This is a genomic window from Catenuloplanes niger (genome assembly GCF_031458255.1).
Taxonomy (GTDB): domain Bacteria; phylum Actinomycetota; class Actinomycetes; order Mycobacteriales; family Micromonosporaceae; genus Catenuloplanes; species Catenuloplanes niger.
Genome location: NZ_JAVDYC010000001.1, coordinates 563,757 through 588,855 on the forward strand (window position 1 = coordinate 563,757; position 25,099 = coordinate 588,855).

24 protein-coding genes are annotated in these 25,099 nt (G+C 74.2%); 9 read left to right on the plus strand and 15 right to left on the minus strand.

What is annotated here, in order from left to right; translation table 11 throughout:
• Positions 1 to 16: 16 nt before the first annotated feature.
• Complete coding sequence (locus J2S44_RS02495; RefSeq protein ID WP_310408669.1) at positions 17 to 1,915, minus strand: OmpA family protein; 1,899 nt, start codon at positions 1,913 to 1,915, stop codon at positions 17 to 19.
• A 305-nt stretch (positions 1,916 to 2,220) separates the two neighbouring features.
• On the opposite strand from J2S44_RS02495, the gene J2S44_RS02500 reads away from it, so the two are divergent.
• Genes J2S44_RS02500 through J2S44_RS02510 form a run of 3 tightly spaced genes read left to right on the plus strand, consistent with a single transcriptional unit; the run spans position 2,221 to position 4,516 of the window.
• Entirely contained in the window at positions 2,221 to 2,796 is a 576-nt protein-coding gene (locus tag J2S44_RS02500) for a copper chaperone PCu(A)C (RefSeq protein WP_310408670.1), read from the plus strand.
• Between the two features lie 11 nt (positions 2,797 to 2,807).
• Positions 2,808 to 3,980, plus strand: a complete 1,173-nt coding sequence (locus J2S44_RS02505; protein WP_310429451.1) for a Dyp-type peroxidase — start codon at positions 2,808 to 2,810, stop codon at positions 3,978 to 3,980.
• On the plus strand, positions 3,977 to 4,516 hold the full coding sequence (locus J2S44_RS02510) for a copper resistance CopC family protein (protein WP_310408672.1): 540 nt from the start codon (positions 3,977 to 3,979) through the stop codon (positions 4,514 to 4,516). The genes J2S44_RS02505 and J2S44_RS02510 overlap by 4 nt, the downstream gene beginning before the upstream one ends.
• Positions 4,517 to 4,883: 367 nt before the next feature.
• Here the strand turns inward: J2S44_RS02510 and J2S44_RS02515 are convergent, their stop codons facing one another.
• The 4 genes from J2S44_RS02515 to J2S44_RS02530 all read right to left on the minus strand — a co-directional run bounded on the left by J2S44_RS02515 (position 4,884) and on the right by J2S44_RS02530 (position 8,855).
• Positions 4,884 to 5,720: a hypothetical protein gene (locus J2S44_RS02515; protein ID WP_310408673.1), complete on the minus strand. Its 837-nt coding sequence runs from the start codon at positions 5,718 to 5,720 to the stop codon at positions 4,884 to 4,886.
• A 270-nt stretch (positions 5,721 to 5,990) separates the two neighbouring features.
• A complete protein-coding gene (locus J2S44_RS02520; RefSeq protein ID WP_310429454.1) occupies positions 5,991 to 6,530 on the minus strand; it encodes a glycosyl-4,4'-diaponeurosporenoate acyltransferase CrtO family protein in 540 nt (179 codons plus the stop codon).
• 108 nt (positions 6,531 to 6,638) lie between these two features.
• On the minus strand, positions 6,639 to 8,006 hold the full coding sequence (locus J2S44_RS02525; RefSeq protein ID WP_310408675.1) for an Nramp family divalent metal transporter: 1,368 nt from the start codon (positions 8,004 to 8,006) through the stop codon (positions 6,639 to 6,641).
• A 9-nt stretch (positions 8,007 to 8,015) separates the two neighbouring features.
• The gene (locus J2S44_RS02530) at positions 8,016 to 8,855 is read right to left on the minus strand and encodes a shikimate dehydrogenase (protein ID WP_310408677.1); all 840 of its coding nucleotides are present in this window, start codon (positions 8,853 to 8,855) and stop codon (positions 8,016 to 8,018) included.
• Positions 8,856 to 8,942: 87 nt separating this feature from the next.
• On the opposite strand from J2S44_RS02530, the gene J2S44_RS02535 reads away from it, so the two are divergent.
• The 3 genes from J2S44_RS02535 (at position 8,943) to J2S44_RS02545 (ending at position 12,050) form a co-directional block, all read left to right on the plus strand.
• Entirely contained in the window at positions 8,943 to 9,590 is a 648-nt protein-coding gene (locus J2S44_RS02535; RefSeq protein ID WP_310408679.1) for a TetR/AcrR family transcriptional regulator, read from the plus strand.
• A 9-nt stretch (positions 9,591 to 9,599) separates the two neighbouring features.
• Positions 9,600 to 11,396 carry a sugar phosphate isomerase/epimerase and 4-hydroxyphenylpyruvate domain-containing protein gene (locus tag J2S44_RS02540; RefSeq protein WP_310408682.1) on the plus strand — a complete coding sequence of 599 codons (1,797 nt, stop codon included), beginning with the start codon at positions 9,600 to 9,602 and terminating at the stop codon, positions 11,394 to 11,396.
• A gap of 84 nt (positions 11,397 to 11,480) precedes the next feature.
• Positions 11,481 to 12,050, plus strand: coding sequence for a DUF3421 domain-containing protein (locus tag J2S44_RS02545; protein WP_310408684.1), 570 nt, complete (start codon positions 11,481 to 11,483; stop codon positions 12,048 to 12,050).
• Positions 12,051 to 12,118: 68 nt separating this feature from the next.
• Here the strand turns inward: J2S44_RS02545 and J2S44_RS02550 are convergent, their stop codons facing one another.
• Positions 12,119 to 13,222: an NYN domain-containing protein gene (locus J2S44_RS02550; protein WP_310408685.1), complete on the minus strand. Its 1,104-nt coding sequence runs from the start codon at positions 13,220 to 13,222 to the stop codon at positions 12,119 to 12,121.
• A 152-nt stretch (positions 13,223 to 13,374) separates the two neighbouring features.
• Between J2S44_RS02550 and J2S44_RS02555 the strand changes: the two genes are divergently transcribed.
• The 3 genes from J2S44_RS02555 (at position 13,375) to J2S44_RS02565 (ending at position 16,569) form a co-directional block, all read left to right on the plus strand.
• A complete protein-coding gene (locus tag J2S44_RS02555) occupies positions 13,375 to 14,607 on the plus strand; it encodes a hypothetical protein (RefSeq protein WP_310408686.1) in 1,233 nt (410 codons plus the stop codon).
• Positions 14,608 to 14,713: 106 nt separating this feature from the next.
• A complete protein-coding gene (locus J2S44_RS02560; protein ID WP_310408687.1) occupies positions 14,714 to 15,919 on the plus strand; it encodes a sensor histidine kinase in 1,206 nt (401 codons plus the stop codon).
• A complete protein-coding gene (locus J2S44_RS02565) occupies positions 15,916 to 16,569 on the plus strand; it encodes a response regulator (protein ID WP_310408688.1) in 654 nt (217 codons plus the stop codon). The genes J2S44_RS02560 and J2S44_RS02565 overlap by 4 nt, the downstream gene beginning before the upstream one ends.
• 19 nt (positions 16,570 to 16,588) lie before the next feature.
• Here the strand turns inward: J2S44_RS02565 and J2S44_RS02570 are convergent, their stop codons facing one another.
• From J2S44_RS02570 to J2S44_RS02610, 9 genes are all read right to left on the minus strand, one after another.
• Positions 16,589 to 17,134 (minus strand): hypothetical protein, encoded by a 546-nt coding sequence (locus J2S44_RS02570; RefSeq protein ID WP_310408689.1) that lies wholly within the window; start codon positions 17,132 to 17,134, stop codon positions 16,589 to 16,591.
• A gap of 1 nt (position 17,135) precedes the next feature.
• Positions 17,136 to 18,305, minus strand: coding sequence for a hypothetical protein (locus J2S44_RS02575; protein ID WP_310408691.1), 1,170 nt, complete (start codon positions 18,303 to 18,305; stop codon positions 17,136 to 17,138).
• Positions 18,306 to 18,331: 26 nt separating this feature from the next.
• Positions 18,332 to 18,760: a hypothetical protein gene (locus J2S44_RS02580; protein ID WP_310408693.1), complete on the minus strand. Its 429-nt coding sequence runs from the start codon at positions 18,758 to 18,760 to the stop codon at positions 18,332 to 18,334.
• Entirely contained in the window at positions 18,757 to 20,316 is a 1,560-nt protein-coding gene (locus J2S44_RS02585; protein WP_310408695.1) for a hypothetical protein, read from the minus strand. Before J2S44_RS02585 ends, J2S44_RS02580 begins: the two co-directional genes overlap by 4 nt.
• Positions 20,317 to 20,466: 150 nt before the next feature.
• Complete coding sequence (locus J2S44_RS02590) at positions 20,467 to 21,813, minus strand: hypothetical protein (protein ID WP_310408696.1); 1,347 nt, start codon at positions 21,811 to 21,813, stop codon at positions 20,467 to 20,469.
• Positions 21,810 to 22,586 carry an ATP-binding cassette domain-containing protein gene (locus J2S44_RS02595; protein WP_310408697.1) on the minus strand — a complete coding sequence of 259 codons (777 nt, stop codon included), beginning with the start codon at positions 22,584 to 22,586 and terminating at the stop codon, positions 21,810 to 21,812. The genes J2S44_RS02590 and J2S44_RS02595 overlap by 4 nt, the downstream gene beginning before the upstream one ends.
• A 152-nt stretch (positions 22,587 to 22,738) precedes the next feature.
• Complete coding sequence (locus J2S44_RS02600) at positions 22,739 to 23,548, minus strand: zf-HC2 domain-containing protein (RefSeq protein ID WP_310408699.1); 810 nt, start codon at positions 23,546 to 23,548, stop codon at positions 22,739 to 22,741.
• On the minus strand, positions 23,545 to 24,087 hold the full coding sequence (locus tag J2S44_RS02605; protein ID WP_310408700.1) for an RNA polymerase sigma factor: 543 nt from the start codon (positions 24,085 to 24,087) through the stop codon (positions 23,545 to 23,547). The genes J2S44_RS02600 and J2S44_RS02605 overlap by 4 nt, the downstream gene beginning before the upstream one ends.
• Before the next feature lie 119 nt (positions 24,088 to 24,206).
• Entirely contained in the window at positions 24,207 to 24,995 is a 789-nt protein-coding gene (locus tag J2S44_RS02610; RefSeq protein WP_310408701.1) for a M15 family metallopeptidase, read from the minus strand.
• Positions 24,996 to 25,099: the final 104 nt, after the last annotated feature.

Below are 25,099 nucleotides of genomic sequence, written 5' to 3' on the forward strand. Positions count from 1 at the left end.
TCCTTCGATACCGGCCCTAGTACCGGACGACGATCACCACCCGGCGGTTGAACTTCTGGCCCTGGCCCAGGCCGTTGACGCCGCCGGCGCCGACCGTGGAGATCGGCACGGTGATGCCCATCTTCCGCAGGTGGGCGCGGACCGCGTCGGCGCGCTTGAGCGCCAGCCGCTTGTTGGCCCTGGTGGCGGCCTTGCCCTTGCTGTCGGTCTCCGTGTAGCCGGTGATCGTGATGGCCTTGGCGCTGGTCAGGGCGCCCCGGAGGTCACGCAGCGTGCGCTGGGCCTTCGGGCGGAGCTTCGCGGACAGGCGCGGGAACGTGAAGGACTGCAGCGTCACGGTGTTGTTCACCGGCGCGGTCACATTGTTGATGCTCTTCGCCTTGCAGGTGTCGTCGAGCACGACGTAGCTGGAGTCCTCCAGCTTCGCCCCGCCCGGCGCGGTGCCGGTCAGCACCAGCCGGTGCGCGCCGCCCCGGACACAGGCCTTGGCCGGCATGGTGATCACCGCGTTGAACGCGCCGGCCGCGTTCGTCGTGCCGCGAGCGACCTCCACCGGCGTGGAGTACATCGTCAACGTGTACGGCGAGGACGGCTGCAGGCCGCCACCGCTGACCGTGGCCCTCGCGCCCGTCAACGGCGCGTCCACCGCCAGCTGCAGGTTCAGGTTGATCTGCGGCGGATTCGCCGGGTCCGGCGCCGGCGACGTGACCACCGGCCCCGGCGTCGTCGGCACCACCGACGGCACCACGGACGGGGCCGCGGAGGTCGGCACCGCGGACGGTGAGACGGACGGAGCGACGGACGGTGAGACGGACGGCGCCGCGGTGACCACCGGTGTGTCCGGCCCGGTGAACGGCGGCGGCGGCACCGCGGCCTTCGTCAGCTTGATCACGAGCGCGCTCATCGCGAGCGACGAGTAGATCTCGCCGTTGGCCGCGACCTCCAGGCCGAACGGGAAGCCCAGCATGGTCTCCAGCGCGGGCCCGGCCTTCACCTCGATCGTGAGCGGCTGGCGGGCCAGCCCGGCCTGCTCGCGGGCGGACTTCGGCAACGGCATGCCGGCCACGACCGTGAACGCACCGGTCGTGGTGTCGACCCGGGAGATCGTCCCGTAGCCGGAGGCCGCGTACAGCGTGCTGCCGGTCGGGTCGAACCCGAGGCCGAACGGCATCGGGTGGAAGAACGTGTCCTTGATGAGGCCGTCCGTCCCGATCCGCAGGATCGTGCCGGTGTCGTTGTCGGCGACGAACACCGAGCCGTCCTTGCCGATCGCGACGTCGGCCGGGTTGACGATCGACACCTGCGTCGCCGGCAGGCCCACCTGCGCCTGGGTGCCGGTGCCGCCGTCACCGCCGATCACGGTCACCTGGCCGGCGACGGGGTCCAGTTTGACGACCTTGGAGGCGCCCTTGTCGCCGAAGTAGATCCCACCGGCGTACGACGTCATCTGCATCGGCAGGGTGAACTGCTGCGACAGCGCGGGCCCGGTGCCCGGCACGCCCTGCCCCCCGCTGCCGGCCACCACCGTCAGGTTGCCGTTCGCGTCCGCCCGGTAGATGTAGCCGAGCGAGCCGCCGATGTAGAGGTTGCCCTCCCACCAGGTCAGGCTGCCGTACTTGTCGACGCCGTTGCGGGGCGTGCAACCGGCGGTGGAGCCGACGAAGACGGACAGCTGCCCGGCCGGCGTGACCTTCTCCACCACGCAGTTCTCCGGGTCGGCCACGTAGAGGTTGCCGGCCGGGTCGAACGCGATGTCCGCCGGCTGGAACAGGTGCGACGAGGTCGCCGGGCCCGGCGTCGGCGGGCCCTGGTGCTGGTTGCCGGCCACGAACGACACCGTCATTCCCGGCTCCGCCGACGGCATCGGCAGCGCCGCCCCGGCCGTCGGCGGTGCGGCCGCGAACGCGGTCAGCATCCCCACCCCGGTCGCGGCCGACGCGGCTGCCGTGAGCCATCGCCTTCTATGAGTGCGCGAAAGCGCCATGCAAGCCCCCATGTCTGGTAAGTCCGATCTTGACCACTTTATGCGCTTTCCGCGATCCAGAAGATCAAAATCGGCAACCCACGCGGGTACGCCGGCACGCGAGCGGACGCAGTCGCGCGGACCACGGTGGCCCGAAGGTCCGCGCCCCCGCCACGGCAACGCCACGAGATCGCGGGAACTGTTCGCGTACCGCCGCCGACCAACGCACCGAACGATCATCGAGGAGGACTGAACTGATGGGTAGGACCTCGCGTTTCGGTGCCGGACTGGCGCTGGCACTGGCGCTGGGCGGGCTCACCGCGTGTGCGAACGACAGCACGGCAGCCGCACCCGCGCCGAGCGCCACCAGCACCGCGGCGAGCGCGCCCGCGGCAACGTCCGGGCTGACCATGAAGGACCCGTGGATCAAGGCGGCGGACGAGGGCATGACCGCCGCGTTCGGCACGCTCGTCAACGGCGGCACCACGGACGTCACCGTCGTCTCCGCGGCGACCGACGTGTCGCCGATGATGGAGCTGCACGAGACGACCATGGTCAACGGCGCCATGCAGATGCAGCCGAAGCAGGGCGGCTTCACGATCCCGGCCGGTGGCGAGCACGCCCTCCAGCCGGGCGGCGACCACATCATGATGATGGGCCTGACCACACCGGTGAAGGCCGGCGACGAGATCACGCTGACGCTGACGCTCGGCGACGGCTCGACCGTCCGGTTCACCGCGGTCGGCAAGCCGTTCACCGGCGCCCAGGAGTCGTACGCGCCGGGCGCGCACGGCGGTGCCATGCCGTCGATGTCGGCCGGGGCCCATTCGTGACCGCACGCCCGATCAGCCGACGCGGGCTGTTCACCGGCGGTGCCGCCGCACTCGGCGGCGCCGTCGCGGGCGGTGCGGTGGTCGCGGCCCGTCCACAACAGACACCCGCACCGGCGGCACCGGTCCTCGTCGACCACGGCCAGGCGATCGAGCCGTTCTACGGTGCCCGCCAGTCCGGCGTCGAGACGATCCCCCAGGCGCACGGCGCGTTCGTCGCGTTCACGCTGCTGCCCGGCACGGACCGCGACGCGCTGCGCCGGATGATGCGTCTGCTCACCGACGACGCGGCCCGACTCACCCGGGGTGAGGCGCCGCTGGCCGACACCGAGGCGGAACTGGCCGTGGTCCCGGCCCGGCTGACCGTCACGTTCGGGTTCGGGCCCGGCCTGTACGCGGCCGCCGGCCTGCCCTCCCCGGTCGCGCAGCTGCCCGCGTTCCCGCAGATCGACCGGCTGGAGGACCGCTGGAGCGGCGGCGACCTGCTGATCCAGATCTGCGCGGACGACCCGATCACGGTCACCCACGCGCAACGCATGCTGATCAAGGACAGCCGGCCGTTCGCGACCGTACGGTGGGTGCAGCGCGGGTTCCGTCGCAGCGCCGGCACGGAGGCCATCGGCCGCACCCAGCGCAACCTGCTCGGCCAGCTGGACGGCACCGCGAACCCGGCGTCCGGCACGCCGTCGTTCGGCACCGCGGTCTGGCGGGAGGACGGCTCCACCCAGCTGGTGGTCCGCCGGATCCGCGCCGAACTGGAGGAGTGGGACCTGCTCGGCCGCACCGACAAGGAACACGCGGTCGGCCGCCGGCTCGACACCGGCGCGCCGCTGACCGGCACGACCGAACTGGACGAGCCGGACTTCGCGAAGCTGGACGCGACCGGGTTCCCGGTCATGCCGGACTTCGCGCACGTCACCCGCGCCCGGCAGACCGACGACCGGCTGAAGATCGTGCGCCGGCCGTACAACTACGACGACGCGCCGGCGCCGGACGGGACCGCGGACTGCGGACTGATCTTCGCCGCCTACCAGGCGGACGTCGTCCGGCAGTACATCCCGATCCAGACGCGGCTGGCGGAGAAGGACCTGATGAACGAGTGGATCACGCCGATCGGCTCGGCCGTGTTCGCCGTCCCGCCCGGCGTGCCGGCCGGCGGCTGGATCGGGCAGCAGGTGCTGGCATGATCCGCCGGCTCGCGGTCGCGGTGCTGGCGCTGACGCTCGCGGTGCTGGTCCCGGCCGCGCCCGCGGCCGCGCACAACCGGCTCACCTCGTCGGTGCCGGCCGAGGGCGCGCGCCTGGACGCCGTACCCACGGAGATCGTCCTCGAGTTCGCGGAGGCGCTGAACCCGACGTACACGCAGCTGATCGTGACGGACGCGGCGAAGACCCGGGTCGCGGTGTCCGCACCGGAGGTCGACGGCGCCCGGGCACGAATCACCGTCACCGGTACGCCCGGCGACAACGTCTACACGGTCGCGTACCGGGTGGTGTCCAAGGACGGGCATCCGGTGCAGGGCTCGTACGCGTTCACGGTCGGCGCCGGCGCACCCGCGGCCGCGCCGACCACCGCGGCCGCCGCCGCTCCCCCGGCCACCACGGGATCCGCACCGACCGGGCCGACGGCGCTGATCGCGATCGCGATCGCGATCGCGGCCGTGGTCGTCGCCGGCGGCGCGGTCGCGTTCTGGCTGTCCCGCCGCCGCCGGCCGGCGGTCTAGGCGTCCGTCGTGCCGTCCCGCCCGCACGGGGCGGCACGACGGCCGACCGGACCGGGCGATCCGCACGCGGCAGATTCGCCCGCGGCGCCGCGGGCCGGACGCCGGCTCGGCGCCGCGGAGCACACGCCGGCGCGGCGCGCCGGAGCACACGCCGGCGCGGTGCTGCGGAGTAGACGCGGCGCGCTGCCGCAGGCCGGACGCGACGCGGGGCAAACGCCGCGTGCTGCCGCGGAGCGGTGCCGCGGAACAGATTCCGGCGCACTGCCACGGAGCGGACGCCGACGCGGTGCCGCGGGACAGATTTCGGCGCACTGACGCGGAGTGGGCGGCGGCCGGACGGCCGGCGCGGTGGTCGAGGCGTCGCGGTTCAGCGGGTCGTGCGGAGGGCCGCGGTGAGGGCGCGGAGGCGGTGGCGGCCGAGCCAGAGGGCGGCGCCGAGGGCCGCGCCGACGAACGGCAGCGTGTGGGCCGGTAGCGCGGGAACCGGCTTGACGACGGCGTTGCGGCCGCAGGTGACGATGCCGATGTCGGCCGCGACGGTGCTGCCGAGCAGGCTGATCCGGAGCGCGGTGGCGCGGACGCTGCCGGTGCCGGACGGGACATCGCGGGCGTCCAGCAGCAGCGTGGCCACGCCGGGGACGTCGACGCCGGTGTTCGGCCCGGCGGAGGGCGACAGGCCGGACAGCGGCAGTCCGAGCAGCAGCACGGACGCGTCGGCCAGCGAGACCTGGGCGACCGGCGCCGCACCGGCGACGGCGCGGCAGGACGCGATGACGGCGTCGGCCCTGATGGTGGCGAGCCCGAGAAGGTTGATCTCGATACCGTCGCCGCCGGAGACCGCGCACGAGCCGTCGGCGCCGACCGTGATCGTCCCGCCGGTCCCGGCCAGGCCGGCGCACGCGACGGAGGTGCCGTCCGGGTACGCGATGGCCCGCTGCACCAGTGCCCCCGCCGAGATCAGCGTCTGCTCCCCGAGCAGCCCGAGTCCCGGTGCCGCACCGGACGTCTGCGTCTGCTGCTCGCCGGTGTTGTTCACCGCGCTGACCGGCGTCGCCGCCGGCCCGCCGAGCAGCGTCAGCGAGACCGCCTGCGCCTGTGCCGTGGACGTGTCCGCCATCGCCGGCGCCGCCTGCCCGGCCGGCACCAGCAGGCAGGCGCCGACCGCCACCGCCGCCCCACGGACCGCGATTCGCCGCATTCCCATCGATCCCGCCTCACCCGGAGTCCGAACGTCCCCGCACCGATCGGCCGGGCGTCCCGTCGCCGAAGCCCTGCGCCCGGACCGCACCACACCCGCACCGGTCCGCAGCACCCCCACGGTCCGCAAGCCCCGCGCACGATCCGCAGCACCCCCACGGTCCGCAACCCCGCGCACGATCCGCAGCGCCCCCACGGTCCGCAGCACCCCCAACGGTCCGCGGCACGGCGCCGATGCGCGGCACCGCACCGGTCCGCGGCACCGCACCACGGCGGGTCAGGCCGGCGGTGGCGCGGCGACGTCGTCAGGTGCCGGCCGGAGGCGGGCCAGCCGGGCCCGCATGGCGCGTTGCAGCATGGTCGGGTAGACGTGCAGCACCGTGGTCAGGGCGGCGTGCCAGGCGACCGCGGTCCACGCCCCGGCGATCGCGGCCACGACGGCCAGCAGGAGGCCGGCCCCGGCCAGGACGGTGTGGGCGAGTTCGGAGCGGCGGGTGTCGCGGTCGAAGGCCGGCAGCGTGGCGCGGGTGCCGTCGAAGGCGCGGGACGCCCGCATGGCGCGTTCCCAGCCGATCCGGCGGAGCAGGCGCATGAACGACCAGGCGCCGAGCCGGCGGTAGAGGCCCGCTCCCAGGCGCGGACGCGGAACCAGGCGCCGGACAGTCCCGGGTCGGCGGCGGTGAGCACGGCGGACATCCAGGCCATCAGCGTGAAGTGCACGGTCCAGGCGGTCGCGAACCCGGCGTAGCCGAGCGTCTCGCCGACGGCCACGCCGGCCAGCACGACCGCGCCGGCGCCGCCGACGACGACCAACGATGTCCGGACCGGCTCGCGCACCATGCGCAGCAGGTTACAAGGACCGCGGATCGCGTCGGCGGCGCACGGCACACCACCCAGGGTCATCCCAGGAGGCTGGACTGAAGGGTCACAGGCGCTGGAGCTGGGTCACGATCATCGCGATGGCGAAGAAGCCGTAGAACGCGATCGCGATCAGCATGCCGCCGAGCCGCCAGCCTCTCAGCCGTACCGGTGCGGGCAGATTCTTGGTGTTGAGGCGGACCAGGAGGATCGAGTAGACCAGCGTGACCACCGAGGCGGCACAGGTGGAGACGATGAGCAGGCCGAGCGGCTGGCTGAAGCCGGCCAGCAGGATGGTCGAGCCGAGCACGATCTCGGTCCAGACGACCAGCAGGTAGAGGCGGGGCTCGGTCCACCGGGTGGACCCGGGCGTGTAGACGCGGTGCACGAAGTCCGCGGTGAGCCGGCCGATCACGTCGAGCAGGCCCATCGCGGCGGCCCAGAGCGAGACCGCGGCGATCGCGAAGAAGAGCAGCTTGAGCCAGACACCGACGCGGTCGGCCAGCACGTCACCCTCGACGCGCAGGAACGACGGATCGTTCTTGAGGTCGCCGCGGCCGGCCAGCGTCTCGTACGCCAGCAGGCTCATGATCGTGATGGTGAGCAGGCAGACGACCACGAACGTGACCAGGTGCTCCACGTTCGCACGGCGCCACCAGACCCGCCAGCGCTCGAGGTTGCCCTCGTCCACCGCGAGATCGAAACGGTCCGCGCCGGCCGGTTCCGAACGCCCGGTGATCGGCGAGATCAGGCGCGGCACGTGCGCGCCCATCCCGTACCCCTTGTCCCGGATCCAGTTGCTGAGCACCAGGTTGTGCACTCCCCCGGCGCCGGCCGCGCCGATCGCGCTGAGCAGCATCACGAATGTGATCTCCGGCGGGATGCGGCCGAACTCGACGACCGCGGCCCGGGCGCCGGCGCCCCAGGTGGACAGCGAGATGACGAAGATGACCACGACCAGCAGGAAGAACAGCGTGAGCAGCACCTTCACCGTCTCGACGCGCTCGACCGTGGTGTAGACGACGCGGGACACGGACAGCAGCACTCCGATGGTCACCAGAACCAGCACGGTGATCCAGACCGGGTCGCCGCCGCCGATCAGGTACGTGAAGACGGTGGAGCCGCTGGTCGCCCAGCCGGGCCAGACGTACTGGAACGCGCCGCCGAGGCAGATCAGCACGCCCCAGCCCGTCCACCAGCGGGAGAAGCCTGCGACCACGGTCTGCCCGGTGGCCAGCGTGTAGCGCTCGATCTCCATGTTGATGACGAACTGCACGACGAGCGTGCTGATCGCGAGCCAGAGCAGGCCGAGCCCGCCGAGGACGGTGAGGTAGGGCCAGAGGATGATTTCGCCGGCGGCCATGCCGATGCCGACCGCGACGACGCCGGGGCCGATCATCCGCCGCAGCGGTACGGGAGCGGGCAGGTCAGTCATGTCGCACTCCTAGGAGAGCAGAACGTCAAGGTGGCGCAGCATCCGCGAGATGTCCGCGGTGCGCCCGGTGAAGAGCTCGAACGCGGCGGCGGCCTGGTAGGCGCACATCGCCGTGCCGCCGAGCGTGCGGAGGCCGGCCGCGCGGGCGGTGCGCAGCAGCGGCGTGTGGACCGGCATGTAGACGATGTCGGCGACCCACAGGCCGGAATGCAGCAGCTCCGCCGGGAGCGGCAGGCCGGGGTGCCGGTGCATGCCGACCGGGCTGGCGTTGACCAGTCCGGTGGCCGGCGCGATCGCGGTGGGCAGCTCGGATGGAGCCGCCACCGCGATCCGGTCGGCGTCCGCGTGCAGGCTGAGTGTCTCGGCGAGCAGCCCGCGCCGGTCCAGGTCGGGGTCGACCACGGTGAGGTGCCCGACGCCCAGGCCGAGCAGCGCGTGCGCGCAGGCGGCGCCGGCGCCGCCCGCGCCGAGCTGCACGACCCGGGCGGTGTCCACATCGGGCAGTCCGGTGCGGAAGGATTCGGTGAAGCCGTAGGCGTCGGTGTTGTGCCCGTGCCGCTCACCGTCGCGGAACACGACGGTGTTGACCGCGCCGATCGCCCTCGCCGCGGGCGACAGCCGGTCGAGCAGCCCGACGACGTGCTGTTTGAACGGATGGGTGATGTTGAGCCCGGCGAAGCCGTCGCGTTCGGCGTCGTCGAGCAGCCGGCCGAGCGTGGCCGGGGTGCCCGCCCGGTCCACGTCGATCAGCTCATAGCGCAGGTCGAGGCCCTGCCGGCGGGCCTCGGTCTCGTGCAGCGCGGGCGAGAACGACGCGTCGATCCCGGCGCCGATCAGTCCACACCGCATCCTTAGACTCCTTTGAATGTACGAACTGGTACGTTAGTTATCCGGGTCACATCGAGTGGTGTCAAGTCCCGCGGGCAGACTGGGGGGATGGAGAAGATGACCGTGGCCGCACCGGTGGAACGTCGCCGGGACGCCGCGCGCACCCGGGCCGAGATCCTCGACGTGGCAACGGACGAGTTCGCGACCCGCGGTTACGCCGGCGCGCGGGTGGACGAGATCGCGGCCCGCACCCGCACCACGAAGCGGATGATCTACTACTACTTCGGCGGCAAGGAGCAGCTCTACCGCGCGGTGCTGGAGCGGGCGTACTCCGAGATCCGGGCCGCCGAGCGGGCCGTGGACGTGGAACATCTGGACCCGGTCACGGCGGTGCGGCGGCTGGCCGAGGTCACGTTCGACCACCACGAGGCGCACCCCGCGTTCATCCGGCTGGTCGGCGTGGAGAACGCGCAGCAGGCCCGGCACGTCGCGCACGTCGCGCGGATGGCCGACCTGAACAGCTCGGCCGTGGATCTGCTGCACGGCGTGCTGGAGCGCGGCCAGGCGGACGGCGTGTTCCGCACGGACGTGGACGCACTCGACGTACACCTGATGATCAGCTCGTTCTGCTTCTTCCGGGTCGCGAACCGGCACACGTTCGGCGCGCTCTTCGACCGCGACCTGCTCGACCCGGCGCGCCGGGAGCACTACCGCACCATGCTCGGCGACCTGTTGACCGGATATCTACGGATTTAGGGGTACGGAATGCGGCGGTCGATTGCGACGGTGTGCGTCTCCGGGACGCTGGACGACAAGCTGACCGCCGCGGCGGCGGCCGGCTTCGACGGCATCGAGCTGTTCGAGAACGACCTCGTGGTGTCGCCGTGGTCGCCGGCCGAGATCCGGGCCCGGTGCGCCGACCTCGGCCTGTCGATCGACCTCTACCAGCCGTTCCGCGACTTCGAGGCGGTGCCGCCCGCGCGGCTGGAGGCCAACCTGCGCCGGGCCGCCCACAAGTTCGACGTGATGGCGGCGCTCGGCACGGACACCATGCTGGTCTGCTCGTCGGTGTCGCCGGACGCCCGCGACGACGACGGCCTGGCCGCGGAACAGCTCTCCCGGCTGGCCGATCGGGCGGCCGACCGCGGGATCAGGATCGCCTACGAGGCGCTCGCCTGGGGCCGCCACGTGTCCACCTGGGACCACGCGTGGCGGATCGTGCGCGCGGCCGACCACCCCGCGCTCGGGCTGTGCCTGGACTCGTTCCACATCCTGTCCCGCGACGTCAGCCCGGACGGCATCGCGGCCGTCACGCCCGGCAAGATCTTCTTCGTGCAGCTGGCCGACGCGCCGCACCTGCGGATGGACGTGCTGCAGTGGAGCCGCCACCACCGGCTCTTCCCCGGCCAGGGCGCGTTCGACCTGCCCGGCCTGATCACCACCATTCACGCCGCCGGGTACGACGGACCGCTGTCCCTGGAGGTGTTCAACGACGTCTTCCGGCAGTCGGACCCGGCGCGCACCGCGGTCGACGCGATGCGCTCGCTGATCGCGCTGGAGGACCGGGCCGGCCTGCGCCCGCTGCCGCCCGCGCCCGCGCTGCGCGGTCACGCGTTCACCGAGTTCGCGGTGGACGGCGGCACCGGCCCGCAGCTGCGCGAGGCGTTGCGCGGCCTCGGTTTCGCGCACACCGGCCAGCACCGCACCAAGCCCGTCGAACTGTGGGAACAGTCAGCCTGCCGGGTCGTGCTGAACAGCGCGGTGACCCGGCCGGGCGCCGCGATCAGCGCGATCGCGGTCAGCACGGACGACCCGGCGGCCGCGCTGCGCCGGGCGGAGGCGCTGCGGGCACCGGTGCACGTCAGCGCGCACGGCCCACGGGAGGTCTCGCTCGCGTCCATCACCGCCCCGGACGGCACGGACGTGTTCCTCACCGGCCCGTCCCCGGACTGGCGCGCGGACTTCCTGCCGACCGGCGAACCGGCGGCCGGCGAATCGGCCGGCGGGCTGATCGCCACCGACCACATCGGACTGACGCAGCCGTTCGACCACTTCGACGAGGCCGGACTGTTCTACCACTCGGTCCTCGGGCTGGACCGGCTCGCGACGGAGGAGTTCGCCGCGCCGTTCGGGCTGATGCGCTCGCGCGCGCTGGCCACCGCCGGGCGCGAGGTGCGCCTCGCGCTGACCGTCGCGCTGCTGCGCCGCGGTGAGTGGGCGCCCGGCGTCCCCGAGCCGCAGCACGTCGCGTTCTCCACCCCGGACATCCTGGCGTCGGCGGCGCGGGTGCCGCGGCGGCTGGCGATCCCGGACAACTACTACGCGGATCTGGCGGCCCGGTTCGGCCTGCCCGGCGACGTGGTCGAGCCGTTGCGGCGCCACGGCATCCTCTACGACCGGGACGCGCACGGCGGCGAACTGCTGCACTTCTACACGCCGGTGCACGGCGGCCGGGTGTTCTTCGAGATCGTCGAGCGGCGCGGCGGCTACGACGCGTGCGGCGAGGCGAACGCGCCGGTCCGGATGGCCGCGCACCGCCATCTGCGCCTCTCCGGTCGTTGACGACACCGGCGATGCCGCGCTGATCATCATCGTTATCCTGCTGCCGCGGGCTCATCGACGAGTCCGGTCTGCGCGAGGAGTGAGATGAAGGACTATCGGTGGGAGACGGCGTCGGACGGGCGCATCCCGGAGGGCGCGATCCCGCACGGGTACGACGACGACGGCTCGCCGCTCTGGGTGTGCCGGGTGCGCCTGCACGGCGGGCTGCACCCCGGCAAGGTCCGGCCCGGGCTCGGCCTGGCCGGCGTCGCCTGGGGTGGCGACGAGATCGGCGTGCCGGGCGAGTACGAGGTGCTGATGGACCGCGGCATCTGGGGCGTCGCGGTCGGCGGGCACGTGCCGGACGACGCGTACGAGGCCGGACACGAGCACCACGGCGTCCCGCTGCACGTGGCGCGCGCGTCGATCGACGGCAACAACCTGCAGCTCGGCAAGGTGCGCCGGGAGTTCGGGGCGGCGAACATCGGCTACGGCAACGAGGAGCACACCGTCCACGCGTACGAGGTGCTGCTCCGCCCGGACGCACCGGTCTTCGCGTCGCCGCAGGGCACCGCGCCGGCGCAGCCGCCGCGGTCGTTCACCCCCGCCCAGCCCGCGGCGGTCACCGTGGACGGCAAGCGGGTCACCGTGACGGTCACGGTCGACCTGAACTGACGCCGTCACGGCGCCCGGCCGGCGCGCCGGCGCACCCGATTCGGGCGGACCGGCGCGCCGGGGCCGGCTCACGCCCCGGGCGGCGTCAGCAGGTAGTCGTCCGCGTCCGCGCTCCACTCCAGCGCGACCGCGCCGCTGGTCGCGGCCGCCTTGCAGAACTGCAGGAACGAGCGGTACCCCAGCTTCTTCTCGCTGAACCCGGGCGCGACCTTGCGGACCCGGTTCTTCAGCCCGGACAGCGCGACCGCGCCGTTGCCGGCGGCCAGCTCCTGGACGACCGTGCGCAGCACCCCGAACGCGGCCTCCCGGTCGCCGTGCTCCGGCAGGCTGACCTCCGGGTCCCCCTTGGCCGAGCCGTCGCTCAGCTCGATCACGTTCTGCTCGCGCAGGTGGCGCAGCAGCTCGCCGAACGCGCGGAACCCGTAGTCGGCCTCGCTGAACGTCGGGTCCTTGCGCAGCAGCGTGCGCTTGAGCGTGGACGCGGTCACCGCGCCGTTCGAGCTCTGCTGCAGACCGGTGACGCTCTGCGCGACCAGCGCGGCGAGCGCGTCGGCGTCCCGCGCGGACGGTTCGGCGTCGGCGGCCGGTTCCACCGCCACCACCACCTCGACCGGCTCCGGGGCGGCCACCTCCGGCTCCGGCGGGGCGACCGGCGCGGTGGCCGGGCGGCTCCGCCTCGGCCGGGCCGGCGGCACCTCCACCCCCTCCAGCCGGTCGTAGTAGAGGAACTCGTCGCAGGCCGGCGGCAGCAGCGCGGACGTGGACTTCTGCACCCCGACGCCGATCACCCGCTTGTTCAGCTCGCGCAGCTTGTGCACCAACGGGGTGAAGTCGCTGTCGCCGGTGCACAGCACGAACGTGGAGATGTACGGCCGCTCGAACGCCAGCTCCAGCGCGTCCACCACCATCTTGATGTCCGCGGCGTTCTTGCGGGACGCGCCCATCCGCTGCGGGATGTCGATCAGCTCGACGTGGGACCGGGTGAGCATCCGGCGGTCGTCGTCGAAGTACGACCAGTCCGCGTACGCCTTCCGCACCACCACCCGGCCGCGCTCGGCCAGCGCGTCCGCGACCGGCTTCAGGGCGAACGGCAGGCCGCCCAGGTGCTCGCGGGCACCGATCGCCAGGTTCTCGTAGTCGAGGAACAGGGCGATGCGCTCTTCATGATCCACGCAGGTCAGCGTACGCCCGCGGCCGCCACCCGGCTCGCCGGCCGCGCGCCGGGCACCGCGTCGATCATGCGAGAACACGATTTCGCACACGTGATGTTGATCCATGGCGGCGTTCCGTGCGTGCCATGTGGTGGGCGACAACATGCCGGCGGATGGGAGTCACTGTGGCGCAGGGCGGCGGGGCATCGGAGCAGACGTCCGGGGAGGTCACGACGGCGGCGCAACCGCCGGCCGCGGATCCCGCCGACGAGCCGGGGAAGCCGCCCGCCGGGTGGCCGTCGGTCGCCGATTACTGGCCGGACGCACCGCACCGGATCGGCCCGGAGGCGGACGTCTACCACCTGGACGACCCGGCGCCGCCCGCGGCGGTGCCGCCGAACGCGGTCGCGCCGGTGACCGCCCCGGACGACACCGACGTGCGGGACCCGTTCGAGGAGCTCGTGCTGGCCGAGGACTTCGTCCATCCGGCCGCGGCGGATGACGACCTGCACTGGAACGGGGAGACCGCGGCGGTGCCGGCGGTGCGGCGCGGCGGCCGGGTGCTGGCCGGCGTCGCGACGGCGCTGCTGCTGCTGGTCGGCCTGACCGCGCTGATCGTGGTGCAGCTGCCGGACGGCGCCACGGACCAGGGCACGACCGCCGGGCCCGCCGCGCCGGACGCGGCCGCCCCGGAGAACGCGGCACCGGAGAACGCGGCACCGGACGGCCCGGCACCGGACGAGGACGACGCCGCTCCCGGCCCGGACGCCGCCGAACCGCCCCCGGCCGACGACGAACGCACCGAGTCCGCGCCGCTGGACGGTCGGGACGAGGCCACGTTCGCGCTGCTGACCGACGTGACGATCCTCGCGGTACGGACCACGTCGCTGGACGGGGACCTGTTCCGGATCACCGCCCCGGAGCGGAGCGGGGTGCGGCCGAACACGGTCACCGAGGACGGCGAGGTGCGGCTGTTCCTCACGCCGAGCGCGAACGAGGACGCCACCGCGGAGGTGGAGGTGCTGCTCAGCGACGAGGTGCGCTGGTCGGTGCGGCTGCTGGCCGGGGTCGACTCCGGCGCGGTCGACCTGAGCGCGGCCCCGGTCTCCGAGGTGACGCTGGCCGGCGGCGCCACCAGCATCGACCTGAGCCTGCCCGCGCCGGACGGCACGCTGCCGATCTCGCTGACCAAGGGCGCCAACCAGCTCACGGTACGGACCCCCGCGCGCGCCCCGGCCCGGGTCGCGATCCGGCAGGGCGCCGGCACCGTGGAGATCGACGGCGCGTCGAAGAACGGCATCGCGAAGGGCGAGGTCTTCCAGTCCCGCGACTGGCAGGACGCCACCGACCGGTTGGACCTCGACGCGTCCGCGGGCCTCGGCACGCTGCGGATCGAGGCCGCCTGACCGGGGCGCATACCTCTCCGGTACGGGGTGGGCTCCCCCGCCGGCACGACGCGCGGCCCGTTCCTCGTCGGTAGCGTGGCGAGCGTACGCGCGGGACGAGGAACGGGTGAACGACGTGACGGACGGCCGGCCGGTACGCACGCTGTGGTGGGTCGTGCTGGGTTCGGTCACCGGACTGCTGCTGGTCGTCACGGCCACGCTGGTCGCGGACCTCTACGACCTGCCGGTGCTGGTCGCGTTCGGCGCCGCGACCGCGGGCTGCGTCGCGCTGCCGCTGGTGCCGGTGCGCCCCCGGCTGGCCGCGGCTTTGCAGCTCGCCGCCGTCGTGGTGTTCGCCTGGACGCAGCCGATCGACGAGGGCGCGTGGCCGCTGGCCGTGCCCGTGATGCTGGTGCTGATCCTCTACGTCGGCCTGGTCGGGCTGTGCCGGCCGTGGGGCGAGGCGGTCGCGACCTGGTGGGCCTCCGGCCTGATCCTGATCCTGCTGGCCACGTTCGACCCGCGCGGGCGCGACTTCGACGCGGCCGACGAGACGCTGGTCGTCTACGCGACGAACTCGGTGCTGGTGCTGTTCGGCGCGATCCTGTGGCGGCAGCGCGCGCTGATCCGCCGGCAGCTCGCCGACGCCCGCCGCGACGTGGCACTGGAACAGGCGCAGCGGGCCGTGGTGGAGGAGCGCACCCGGATCGCCCGGGAGCTGCACGACGTGGTCGCGCACAGCATGTCGGTCATCCACATGCAGGCCACGTCGGCGGCGTACCGGCTGCAGCACGTCGACGAGGAGTCGCGCGCCGAGTTCGGCCGGATCGCGGCCGGCACCCGCACCGCGCTGCGGGAGATGCGCCAGCTGCTGTCGCTGCTGCGCGACGAGGAGGGTGAGCGGCCGCTGCGGCCGGCGCCGGGCCTGCGCGACCTCGACGAGCTGGCCGTCTCCGCGCGGCGCGGCGGCATCGCGGTCGCGCTGACCGTGCCGGACGAGGTACGCGACCTGGCCGTCCCGGAGACCGTCGGCGTGGCCGCGTTCCGGATCGTGCAGGAGTCGCTGAGCAACGTGGTGCGGCACGCACCCGGCGCGGACACCCGGGTGCGGGTCGGCGTGACCGAGCGGGCGCTCACCGTCGAGGTGGTCAACGACCGAGCCCGCCGGGCCCGCCGGGCGATCGAGGACCCGGGCCGGGCCGGGCACGGCCTGATCGGCATGCGGGAACGGGCCCGGCAGGCCGGTGGCACGCTGGAGACCGGCCCGCGTCCCGAGGGCGGTTACCGGGTGGCCGCGTGCCTGCCCCTGAACAGCGAGGAGAACGAGTCATGATCAGCGTCCTGGTCGTGGACGATCAGCCGATGATCCGCGCCGGCATCCGCGCGATCCTGGACGCCCAGCCGGACCTGACCGTGATCGGCGAGGCCGAGGACGGCCGGGCCGGCGTGCGGCTCGGCCGGTCGCTGCGCCCGGACGTGGTGCTGATGGACGTGCGCATGCCGGAGCTGGACGGGCTGGCCGCCACGCGCGAGCTGCTCTCCGGATCGCCGGCCCCGCGGGTGCTGATGCTCACCACGTTCGACGTCGACGACTACGTGTACGAGGCGCTGCGGTCCGGTGCCAGCGGCTTCCTGCTCAAGGACAGCGAACCGGACGAACTGGTACGGGCGGTGCGCGTGGTGGCGAACAGCGAGGCACTGCTGTCGCCCAGCGTCACCCGGCGGCTGATCGAGAACTTCGTCGGCGCGCAGCCGCGCAAGCCGTCCCCGGCGCTGAATGCGCTCACCGACCGGGAGCGGGAGGTGCTGCGGCACATGGCGACCGGCATGTCGAACGCGGAGATCGCGGCCGAGTTGTTCATCGCGGAGCAGACCACGAAAACGCACGTCAGCCGGATCCTGAACAAGCTGGGCCTGCGGGACCGGGTGCACGCGGTCGTGTTCGGCTACGAGAACGGGCTGGTCGTCCCCGGGCGGCGGTGAGCCGCCCGGGGACCGTCCGCTAGTCCAGCAGGGTCAGGTGCCGCGACGGGCGCACCCGGCGCCAGGCCACCGTCATGAACCCGAGGAACGCGAGCAGCGGCAGCACCGCGACCGCCCAGCTCAGCCCGAGCGGCGGGCCGGGCTGCGCGACGACCGGGATGTCACGCAGCTCGCCCACGCCCCGGCCGGCCGGGCCGTCGACGGTGAACCGGAACGTGTAGGCCGACTCGGCGGGCAGCGCGGCGATGTCCAGGCCCCAGACGTCCCGCTTGCGGGGGTGCCGGGCCAGCGGCGTGACGACGTCGTCGTCCTCGATGCCGGGACCGATCTGCTCCAGCGTTCCTGACTTGCCGGTCAGGCCGCCGTCCGGGATGAAGCTGAAGTCCAGGGACTGCATGGCCCGGACCGGCCAGCGGGAGAAACCGACCGTGATGGCGTACGGGCCGGCCTGCACCCGTTCGGTGTGCACCACCTCGACCGGTTCGTAGGCGTACGCCGGTGCGGGCGCCGCGACCAGCACGACGGTGACGGCGGCGATCAGTCGCGCCGCGAACCCGATCCGCATGTCAGACACCTTCCTGGGGGACGAGGACCGGCCGGGTGCGGGACGCTCGCGCACCCGCCGCCGGGTTGCCGGCCGCCGGCGTCGGTGCGGTCAGCAGCGCGGCCAGCCGGAGCGCGAGGTGACCGGCGAGCGCGCCCGCCACCGCGCCGCACAGCGCCACCACCGTGAGCAGCCCGATCGGTGGGACGTGCGCCGGGCCCAGCTCGCCGAGCAGCGACTCCTGGGTCAGCTGGCTGGCGCTGACGATCAGCCCGCCGGCCGCGCCCGCGAGCTGCGCCCGCCGGCGGTGCCCGGCGAGCCGCCACAGCAGCGCCGCGACCACGACGGCCGCGACCACCATCAGCACCGGCAGCCGCGCGGGGAACGACGGTGCGTCCCCGGCCACGCCGTCGCGGAGTGGCAGGCCGACTGAGTCCGCGTACGCGTGGGCGGCCCACGGCGAGACGAACCAGAGTACCGCCTGCATCGCCGCGATCAGCCCGCCGATCGCGACCGGCGCGGCCGGCGTGCGCAGCAGCAGCGCGCCGACCACGAACAGCAGCACGCTGAAGAACGCCTTCGCGATCAGCGCCGCGTCGAACGGTGTCGGCAGCGGCTCGAACGCGGTGGTGATGAACGGGCTGAACACCGTCAGCAGCGACAGCGCGACGACCAGCGCCACCCGGGCCCAGCGAGCCGGCAGCGCGGCCGCGCAGACGATCACGGTGCCGGCCATGGTCAGCGAGATGGTCAGGAACAGCGCGACGTGCGGCGGCGAGCTGGTGGAGGCGTCGAAGCCGTAGACGCCGTGCCACCACAGGTCCATCAGGCCGTAGAACAGGAACGCGGCCGCGGACACCCCGGACAGCAGGTAGCCCAGCGGCGCGGTGAAGACGCCGCCGAACACGCGGACCGCCGGGCCGCCGGTCGCCGGCTCGGCCGCGCGCCCGGTGCGCTGCACCCAGGTGGCGCGCAGCACCATGACCAGGCTGACGACGCCGGCGATCGCGGTACCCGCGTAGATGAACAGGTGCGGCAGCGTGAAGAACGTGTCCGGGCCGACGTCGTGGTGCCACTGGATGTCCCAGCTGCCGCCGAACAGCGACAGCAGCGGGCCGATCAGCACGGCGACCGCGCCGGCGAACGCCGGATCGATGCGGTCGCGCGCCAACGTGGCGGATGCGGAACTCATGGGGGTTCTCTCTCCGTTCTCCGCCGTCATCCGGTGACGGCGAGGGGGAACACGATCGGTGCGGAACCGGCCACGGTGACGAGGAGTCGCCAGTGGCCGGGGCTCATCAGGTGCACGCCGTGCACCGTGAACGCGGACGCGTCCACGGCCTCGGCCAGGACCGGCGGCGTCGCGTGGCCCATCGCCGGCTCGACCGCCTGCACGGAGACCGGCGGGACCACGCCCGGTCCGCCGTCGCGGCGGGTCACGGTCAGCGCCACCGGTACGGTGCCGGCCCGGTCGTCCGGCAGCGTCACGGTCACCACGTACCGGTCGTTGCCGGAGGTGAACGCGACCGGCGGGCGTGGGCGGGTGCCGGCCGCGACCGCGGCGCAGACCAGCAGCGCGGCGAAGAGCGCCACGATCCACGGGGTCGCGGTGCCGCGGCGGCCGGGGTGCAGCGTCCAGGCGCTCATCGGCCGTCCCCGGTCACGGTCAGCAGGTAGCCGGCGGTGAGGACGGTGAAGTCGCGTTCGGCCTGGATCCAGACGCGGTAGGTGCCGGGCGACGGGAACGCGTAGACGAACGACACGTCCGGGCCGTACGCGGCGACGGTCTCGTCCGCGGGGCTGTCCCCGGCGCGCGGCATCAGGCCGCTCATGGTCCGCGCGTGCGAGTCGTGGCTCATCGCGCCCATCGAGTGGCTGTGCGCCCAGACCTCCGCCTCCTGGGTGGCGGCGCCGGTGTCCGGCCGGTCCGCGTCCAGCGGCCCGACGACGATCATGTGGCCGACCATGCCCAGCCACGGCTGCAGCGTGGCGGTGTCGCCGACCCGCGCCGTGAGCAGTGCCGGCGCGCCGGCCACCAGCCGGTCCGGCGTGCTCAGCCGCACCGGGACCGCGCCCGCGGCCCCGGCCACCCGGCTCCCGGACGCCACGACCGGGGAGCCGGCGTCACCGGGCGCGGCGGGGCCGGCCGGCGGCGGTGTGCCGTCGACCGTGAAGCCGCGCGGCGACCGGATCAGCTGCAGCCCGCCGCCGCGCCGGGACAGCTCGGCGGAGACCGCGTAGTGGCCCGCGTACGGCGCGGTGAAGAGCACCTCGAACGCGCCCGGCCCGGTCATCACCGGGTGCAGGTGCCACAGCCGCCCGGCCGGGCCCACCACGAGCAGGTGCATCAGCGCGGCGTCGTGCACGAGCACGTCGTCGGCCGGCAACCCGGTCCCGCCGTCGGTCAGTCCGAACCGGACGGTGACCGGCTCACCGGACCGCGCCGGCGTGCCCGACATCGTCAGCTGCACCGGCGGGCGGGACTCGTGCGCCGAGTCGGCGCGCAGGACCGCGTACGGATCGTTCGCGCCGTCCACGGTCGGGTCCGCGTGCGCGACCGGCTCCGGCATCGACGCGGACAGCAGCGCGGCCGTGACCGCGGCCGCGCACGCCGCGACGATCCCGCCGGCCGGCAGGAACACCCAGCCACCGTTGCGCGCCCGGACCGCGACCGCCAGCGTCACGGCCAACAGCACACCCGCGGCCACGAAACCCAGATAGACGGTACGTTCGGCGGGCGACGACACGAGCCGCGGCACCTCGAACGGGATCCGGGCCCGCCGCGTGCCGTCGTCCAGCCACAGTTCCCACGGCCCGGCCCGGTCCACGGTCAGCACGGCCGGGTGGCTGCCGGCCGCCGCGCCCAGCCGCACCGTGGTCGCGGCGCCCGGCACACCGACCCGGGCGCCGACGTCCACATCGGACGCGGCGCCGGCCGGTGCGACCGCGAGCCGCAACTCGCCCGGCGGCGAGCCGGTGTGCGTCAGCACGTCCACGTGCAGCGGGCCCGGGATGCCCGCCACCCGGCGCAGGATCACGGTCAGCTCGCGCTCGCCGAGCGTCTGCGCGACCTGGACGTCGGCACCGGCCACACCGTCCGCGCGGGCCGCGGTGGCCGGGGCGAGCAGTGCCACGGCCGAGGCCGCCAGCACCAGGAGCAGGGTCAGCGTGCGGCGCGTACCGCGCCGGGCGTCGATGTTCATCGCGGTCACGCTATGGACGGGCCGCCGCCCCCGTCGTCCGGCGGCGGAGCCATCCCCGCTACCCCACGCGAGTTACGCCGTACCCCGGCCGCATCAGGGTCGGCCGCGCTCGGCACCGGCGAGGACGGCGGCCCTTCGGTGCGCCGCGGGTCAGGCCGCGCCGGTCAGGATCTCGAAGAGGTCGCCGCGGCACCGCAGACCGGCCTCGCGCAGCGCGGCGACGCGGGACACCTGCTCGGCCGGCGGCAGCCCGTGCAGCGCATCCCAGGCCCGGGCGGTCGCGACGCGTTCGGCGTCCGTGTAGGACGTCGGCGGTGCCGGCCGGCCGAGCAGCCAGAACGCGGCGACCGCGCGGGCGGCGCGCTGGCGGACGTCGGCACCGGACGTGGTGTAGTCCTCGCAGCGGAGCGTGCCCGCGCCGTCGAGCAGGTCCTCGACCAGCGTGGTGCCGCCGGTGACGAGCGCGCCGGTGCCGTCGACGGTGAGGCGTACCCGTACCGTCGACGGGTCCTGCGCGGTGCGCACGCCGAACGCATGCTCGTCCTGGACCAGCGCGACCGGCGCGTTCGGCAGGCGGCTCAGCGCGGTCAGCGCCTCGCGGGCCGGGCCGGTCAGTTCCGGCAGCGTCCGCGCGTAGGCCCGGGTCACGCACACCCGCGGCGTACCGTCCGCGCAGACCTGGGCGGTGGCACCCGCGTCGACGGCCGTCGCCCGCCCGGCCGGCGGAAGCACGAGCAGTGCGCCGGCCAGACCGGCCGCCAGCACCGCGGTGCCCGGCAGCAGGGCGGCCGGGCGGGGCCGCGACGGCAGCGCGTAGAACAGGAAACCGGCCGCGCCGAGCGCCCCGAACCAGATCGTCTGGCCGGCCACGGTGGCGGCGCTGAACCGGACGAACTCGCCGGCGGTGCCGTCGTCCGGCAGATACGACGGCAGCAGCGCGAACGCGCGGCTCGACCGGTCCTGGGCCAGGACCTCCAGCGTGACCAGCGACCCGGTGGAGAGCACCAGCGCCGCCGGGACCGTCCACAGTGACGGCAGCAGCCGGCCGAGCGCGAGACCGAGCAGGCCGGCCGCGGCGACGCCGAGCGCACCGGTCAGCAGCGACCAGGGCCAGCCGGCCGGCCAGTACGTCTCCGCGTCCAGCACCGCCCGGCCGAGCGTCTCGGCGAGCGCGGCCAGGTAGACGGCGGCCAGACCGGCGCCGAGCAGTGCCGCCCGCGGCGCGAGCCGGGACCGGGGACCGCGGGACGTGACGCCGATCAGCTCGGTGGTGCCGGCCGCACCGTCCCGGCGGCCGATCCACACCCCGGCGGTCAGCGCGAGCGGCCAGAGCAGTACCAGCGCGGCGCGGTGGCCGAGCACGGTCGCGTTCACCAGGCCGGGCCAGCGCGGATCCATGCCGTCCGAGGTCATCGCCCAGGACGCGAACAGCATCGCGGCGACCAGCCAGGGCAGCAGGGTACGGCGCAGTTCCAGCAGTGCCGGGCGGATCGTCATCGGAGCACCTCCGCGTACCCTCGCTCGTACCTGCTCGTCACGTCGTCGCCGGGATCGCCGCCGGTATCGGCACGGCCGGCCAGCTCCGCGGGGGTGCCGCGGAACACGATCCGGCCCTCGCGCAGCACGATCAGGTCGGTGCAGGCCGCGGCCACGTCCTCGATCACGTGGGTGGCGAGCACCACGCACGCGGTCCGGCCGAGGCCGCGCAGCAGTGCGCGCAACTCCTGGCGGTTGCCGGGGTCGACGCCGGCGGTGGGCTCGTCCAGGATCAGCAGCCCGGGGTCGCCGACCAGCGCCTGCGCCAGCCCGACCCGGCGGATCATGCCGCCGGAGAGCGTGCGCAGCTTCTCGTCCGCGCGCTCGGTCAGTCCGCACCGGTCGATCACGCGCTGCGCCTCGGCCGGGATCTCGTGCGCCGGCAGCTCCTTGAGCCAGGCCAGGTACTCGACGAACTCCCGTACGGTGAAACGCTTGTAGCAGCCGAAGGACTGCGGCAGGTAGCCGAGCCGGCGGCGGACCTCGCGCAGGTCACCGCCGCCGTGGACCGGCTGGCCGGCCAGGTCGAGCGTGCCGGCGGCCGGCGGGGTCACGGTGGCCAGCGCGCGCAGCAGCGTGGTCTTGCCGGCGCCGTTCGGGCCGAGCACGCCGTGCACTCCCGGCCCCAGGTCCAGGTCGACTCCGTCGACCGCGAGCCGGCGGCCGGCGCGGACCGACAGTCCCTCCGCCCGGACCGGCCAGGCGACCGGCCGGTCGTCCCCTATCGCACGCATTCTTCTCCTGTCCGTTCCTGTCGTTCCGGGATCGCCGGCAGGACGCCGGTCCCGGATGGAGCGCCCGCCCGCGCGCGGCCGGGCCGTTGATCCGCGTTCCGGCCGGCAGCGCCGCCGGGCCTCGCCGCGGCCGGCCCGGTTCACGGCCCGGTTCACGACCGGTCGAGCCGGTATCGGTCGCGGAAGTGGGTCAGTACCGCGGCCGCGGCGAGCGCGACCACGAGCCAGCCCGGGGCCGCCGCCGCGTCCAGGACCACCGGGTCCCCGGCGTCGGCCAGCGTGGGTACGACCACGGCCAGCGACCACAGCGCGGTCACGCCGGCCGCGGCGCGACCCACACCGACCAGCGCACCGGCGGCCAGCACCACGGTGGTGAACGCGAGCCCGGGCAACAGCCAGCGCGCCGGGGACGTGCCGACCGCGAGACCGGCCAGCACCACCGGCGGCAGCGTGACCAGCAGCGCCACCAGCGTGCGGCGCAGCACCAGCGTCAGCCCGGCCCGCGGCGTGACCGCGACCAGCGCGTGCGCCGGATCCGTCCACCGGTTCCAGGAGACGGCGACGCCGAGCACCGGCACCAGCGGCGCGATCAGCAACAGCAGCGGCGGCATGTCACCGGGCCCGGCCGCCTCGAGCAGCGTCGCGGCCAGCGGCACCGCGACCGTCATGGCCAGCCAGGGCAGCACGGCCGGGACCGCCCACCGGGCCTGCGCCCGGCGCGCCCGGTGCCGCAGACCCCACAGCCGGCCGCGGCCGGGTCCGAGCCGCGGCGCGACCGCCACGCGCACGGACTCGACCAGCGCCGGGAGCACCGGGTCGGCCTCGATCGCGCCGGCGAGCGCCGCCCGGCAGGCCGGGCAGCGCTCGAGGTGCGCCTCCAGCACCCACAGCGTCTCCTCCGGCAGGTCGTCTCCGGTGGCGTACCGGCCGAGCAGGTCCGCCGGAACACAGGCATCGCTCATGACAGCGCCCTCCGCAGCTCGATGCGGGCGCGGCGCACCCGGGTCTTCACGGTCCCCTCCGGCACGCCGAGCAGCGCGGCCGTCTCGCGCGCGGTCAGCCCGTCCAGGACCATCGCGCGCAGGACCGCGCGCAGTTCCGGTGCCAGCCGGCCGAGCGCGGCCGCGAGCGCGGCGTCCGGGATCCCGTCCAGCACCTCGTCCTCGGCCGCCGGCGTGGTGGCCCGCGGCGGTTCGCCGGCCAGCGGCACCTCGTCGTGCCGGGCCGCGCGCCGGAACGCGTCCACCAGCCGCCGGGCGGCGATCGTCCACAGCCAGCCGGCCGCGCTCCCACCCATCGGATCACCCACGTAACCGGCCGCGGCCCGCCAGACCGCGACGTACGCGTCCTGCATCACCTCGGCCACCAGGTCGTCGTCCCGGCAGCGCCGGCGCAGGCGGACCGCGAGCCACGGTGCGGTGCGGCGGTAGAACTCGTCGAACGCGGCCCGATCACCACGCCCGACGCGGCGCAGCAACGCCTCCTCGTCGAGTCCGGTCACTCCCGCACTGTGGTTCACGCCCGGTAGGTCGTCGCCGCGACACGGCGGAGATTGCGTTCAGCGGGTGACGTGGGTCACACCGGACCGTCGGGCACCGGGCCAGGACAGCACGGCACCGGTCAGGGCAGCGCGCGGCGGGCGACCGGGAAGTCGAAGTACGTGTCCGGGTACGGCTCACCCGCCAGCGTGAAGTGCCACCACTCCAGGTCGTAGTCGTTGAACCCGGCCGCGGCCATCGCGTCGCGCAGCATCAGCCGGTTGGCCAGCGCCCGGCCGGAGATCCGCGGGTCCAGCGTGTTCGAGCGCGGGTCGAAGCAGTCGTAACCGGTACCCATGTCGACGGTGTTGTCCGGGAAACGCTGCCACACCGGCGCGAAACACGGGACCAGCGGCTGCCCCGGGACGTACGGCGGCTGCGGCCGCGCCGGCAGCCGCACGATCGTCAGGTCCACCGTGCTGCCCCGGCTGTGCCCCGACCGGCGGGCGAGGTAGCCGTCCTCGAAGAGCCGGGTCTTCTCGACCTCCGGGTAGAACTCACGCTTCGTCAGCTCGTCGTCCAGGTCCGCCGCCCACGCCGCGAAGTGGTCGACCGCGCGCTGCGGGCGGTAGCAGTCGTACACCTTGAGCGTGTAGCCCCTCGCGCGCAGGCCCGCCTGCACCCGGGACAGCGCCTCCGCCGCCGGCCGGGTGAGGACGCACAGCGGCTCGCGATACCCGTCGACCGGCCGCCCCACGAAGTTGTGGAAGCCCCGGTAGCGGATGTCACGCAGGATCGTCGGATCCACGTCGGTCAGGTTGACGAAGCCGGCCGGGGCCCGCGACGGCCGCGGTGCCGCCGGCGCGACGCCGGGCAACCCGGCCAGCAACCCGGCCACGACGGCGGCGAACACGAGGACGCGACGCTTCACGAGGGCACCATCCGTTCGACGACATTGACTGCCGACCGTCCATGATGCCGGACCTACGTTACGTTCGGCTACCTTATCGTGACGGCGAGTTCACCGAATGCGCG

What these genes read in the sequence shown, in the direction of transcription:
- J2S44_RS02495 (WP_310408669.1), bottom strand. Translation starts at nt 1,915, where the DNA reads ATGCTGACCGCGTTCGCGGCCGCACCGCCGACGGCCGGGGCGGCGCTG.
- J2S44_RS02500 (WP_310408670.1), top strand. Translation starts at nt 2,221, where the DNA reads ATGGGTAGGACCTCGCGTTTCGGTGCCGGACTGGCGCTGGCACTGGCG.
- J2S44_RS02510 (WP_310408672.1), top strand. Translation starts at nt 3,977, where the DNA reads ATGATCCGCCGGCTCGCGGTCGCGGTGCTGGCGCTGACGCTCGCGGTG.
- J2S44_RS02515 (WP_310408673.1), bottom strand. Translation starts at nt 5,720, where the DNA reads ATGGGAATGCGGCGAATCGCGGTCCGTGGGGCGGCGGTGGCGGTCGGC.
- J2S44_RS02525 (WP_310408675.1), bottom strand. Translation starts at nt 8,006, where the DNA reads ATGACTGACCTGCCCGCTCCCGTACCGCTGCGGCGGATGATCGGCCCC.
- J2S44_RS02530 (WP_310408677.1), bottom strand. Translation starts at nt 8,855, where the DNA reads ATGCGGTGTGGACTGATCGGCGCCGGGATCGACGCGTCGTTCTCGCCC.
- J2S44_RS02535 (WP_310408679.1), top strand. Translation starts at nt 8,943, where the DNA reads ATGGAGAAGATGACCGTGGCCGCACCGGTGGAACGTCGCCGGGACGCC.
- J2S44_RS02540 (WP_310408682.1), top strand. Translation starts at nt 9,600, where the DNA reads ATGCGGCGGTCGATTGCGACGGTGTGCGTCTCCGGGACGCTGGACGAC.
- J2S44_RS02545 (WP_310408684.1), top strand. Translation starts at nt 11,481, where the DNA reads ATGAAGGACTATCGGTGGGAGACGGCGTCGGACGGGCGCATCCCGGAG.
- J2S44_RS02555 (WP_310408686.1), top strand. Translation starts at nt 13,375, where the DNA reads ATGGGAGTCACTGTGGCGCAGGGCGGCGGGGCATCGGAGCAGACGTCC.
- J2S44_RS02565 (WP_310408688.1), top strand. Translation starts at nt 15,916, where the DNA reads ATGATCAGCGTCCTGGTCGTGGACGATCAGCCGATGATCCGCGCCGGC.
- J2S44_RS02570 (WP_310408689.1), bottom strand. Translation starts at nt 17,134, where the DNA reads ATGCGGATCGGGTTCGCGGCGCGACTGATCGCCGCCGTCACCGTCGTG.
- J2S44_RS02575 (WP_310408691.1), bottom strand. Translation starts at nt 18,305, where the DNA reads ATGAGTTCCGCATCCGCCACGTTGGCGCGCGACCGCATCGATCCGGCG.
- J2S44_RS02580 (WP_310408693.1), bottom strand. Translation starts at nt 18,760, where the DNA reads ATGAGCGCCTGGACGCTGCACCCCGGCCGCCGCGGCACCGCGACCCCG.
- J2S44_RS02585 (WP_310408695.1), bottom strand. Translation starts at nt 20,316, where the DNA reads ATGAACATCGACGCCCGGCGCGGTACGCGCCGCACGCTGACCCTGCTC.
- J2S44_RS02590 (WP_310408696.1), bottom strand. Translation starts at nt 21,813, where the DNA reads ATGACGATCCGCCCGGCACTGCTGGAACTGCGCCGTACCCTGCTGCCC.
- J2S44_RS02595 (WP_310408697.1), bottom strand. Translation starts at nt 22,586, where the DNA reads ATGCGTGCGATAGGGGACGACCGGCCGGTCGCCTGGCCGGTCCGGGCG.
- J2S44_RS02600 (WP_310408699.1), bottom strand. Translation starts at nt 23,548, where the DNA reads ATGAGCGATGCCTGTGTTCCGGCGGACCTGCTCGGCCGGTACGCCACC.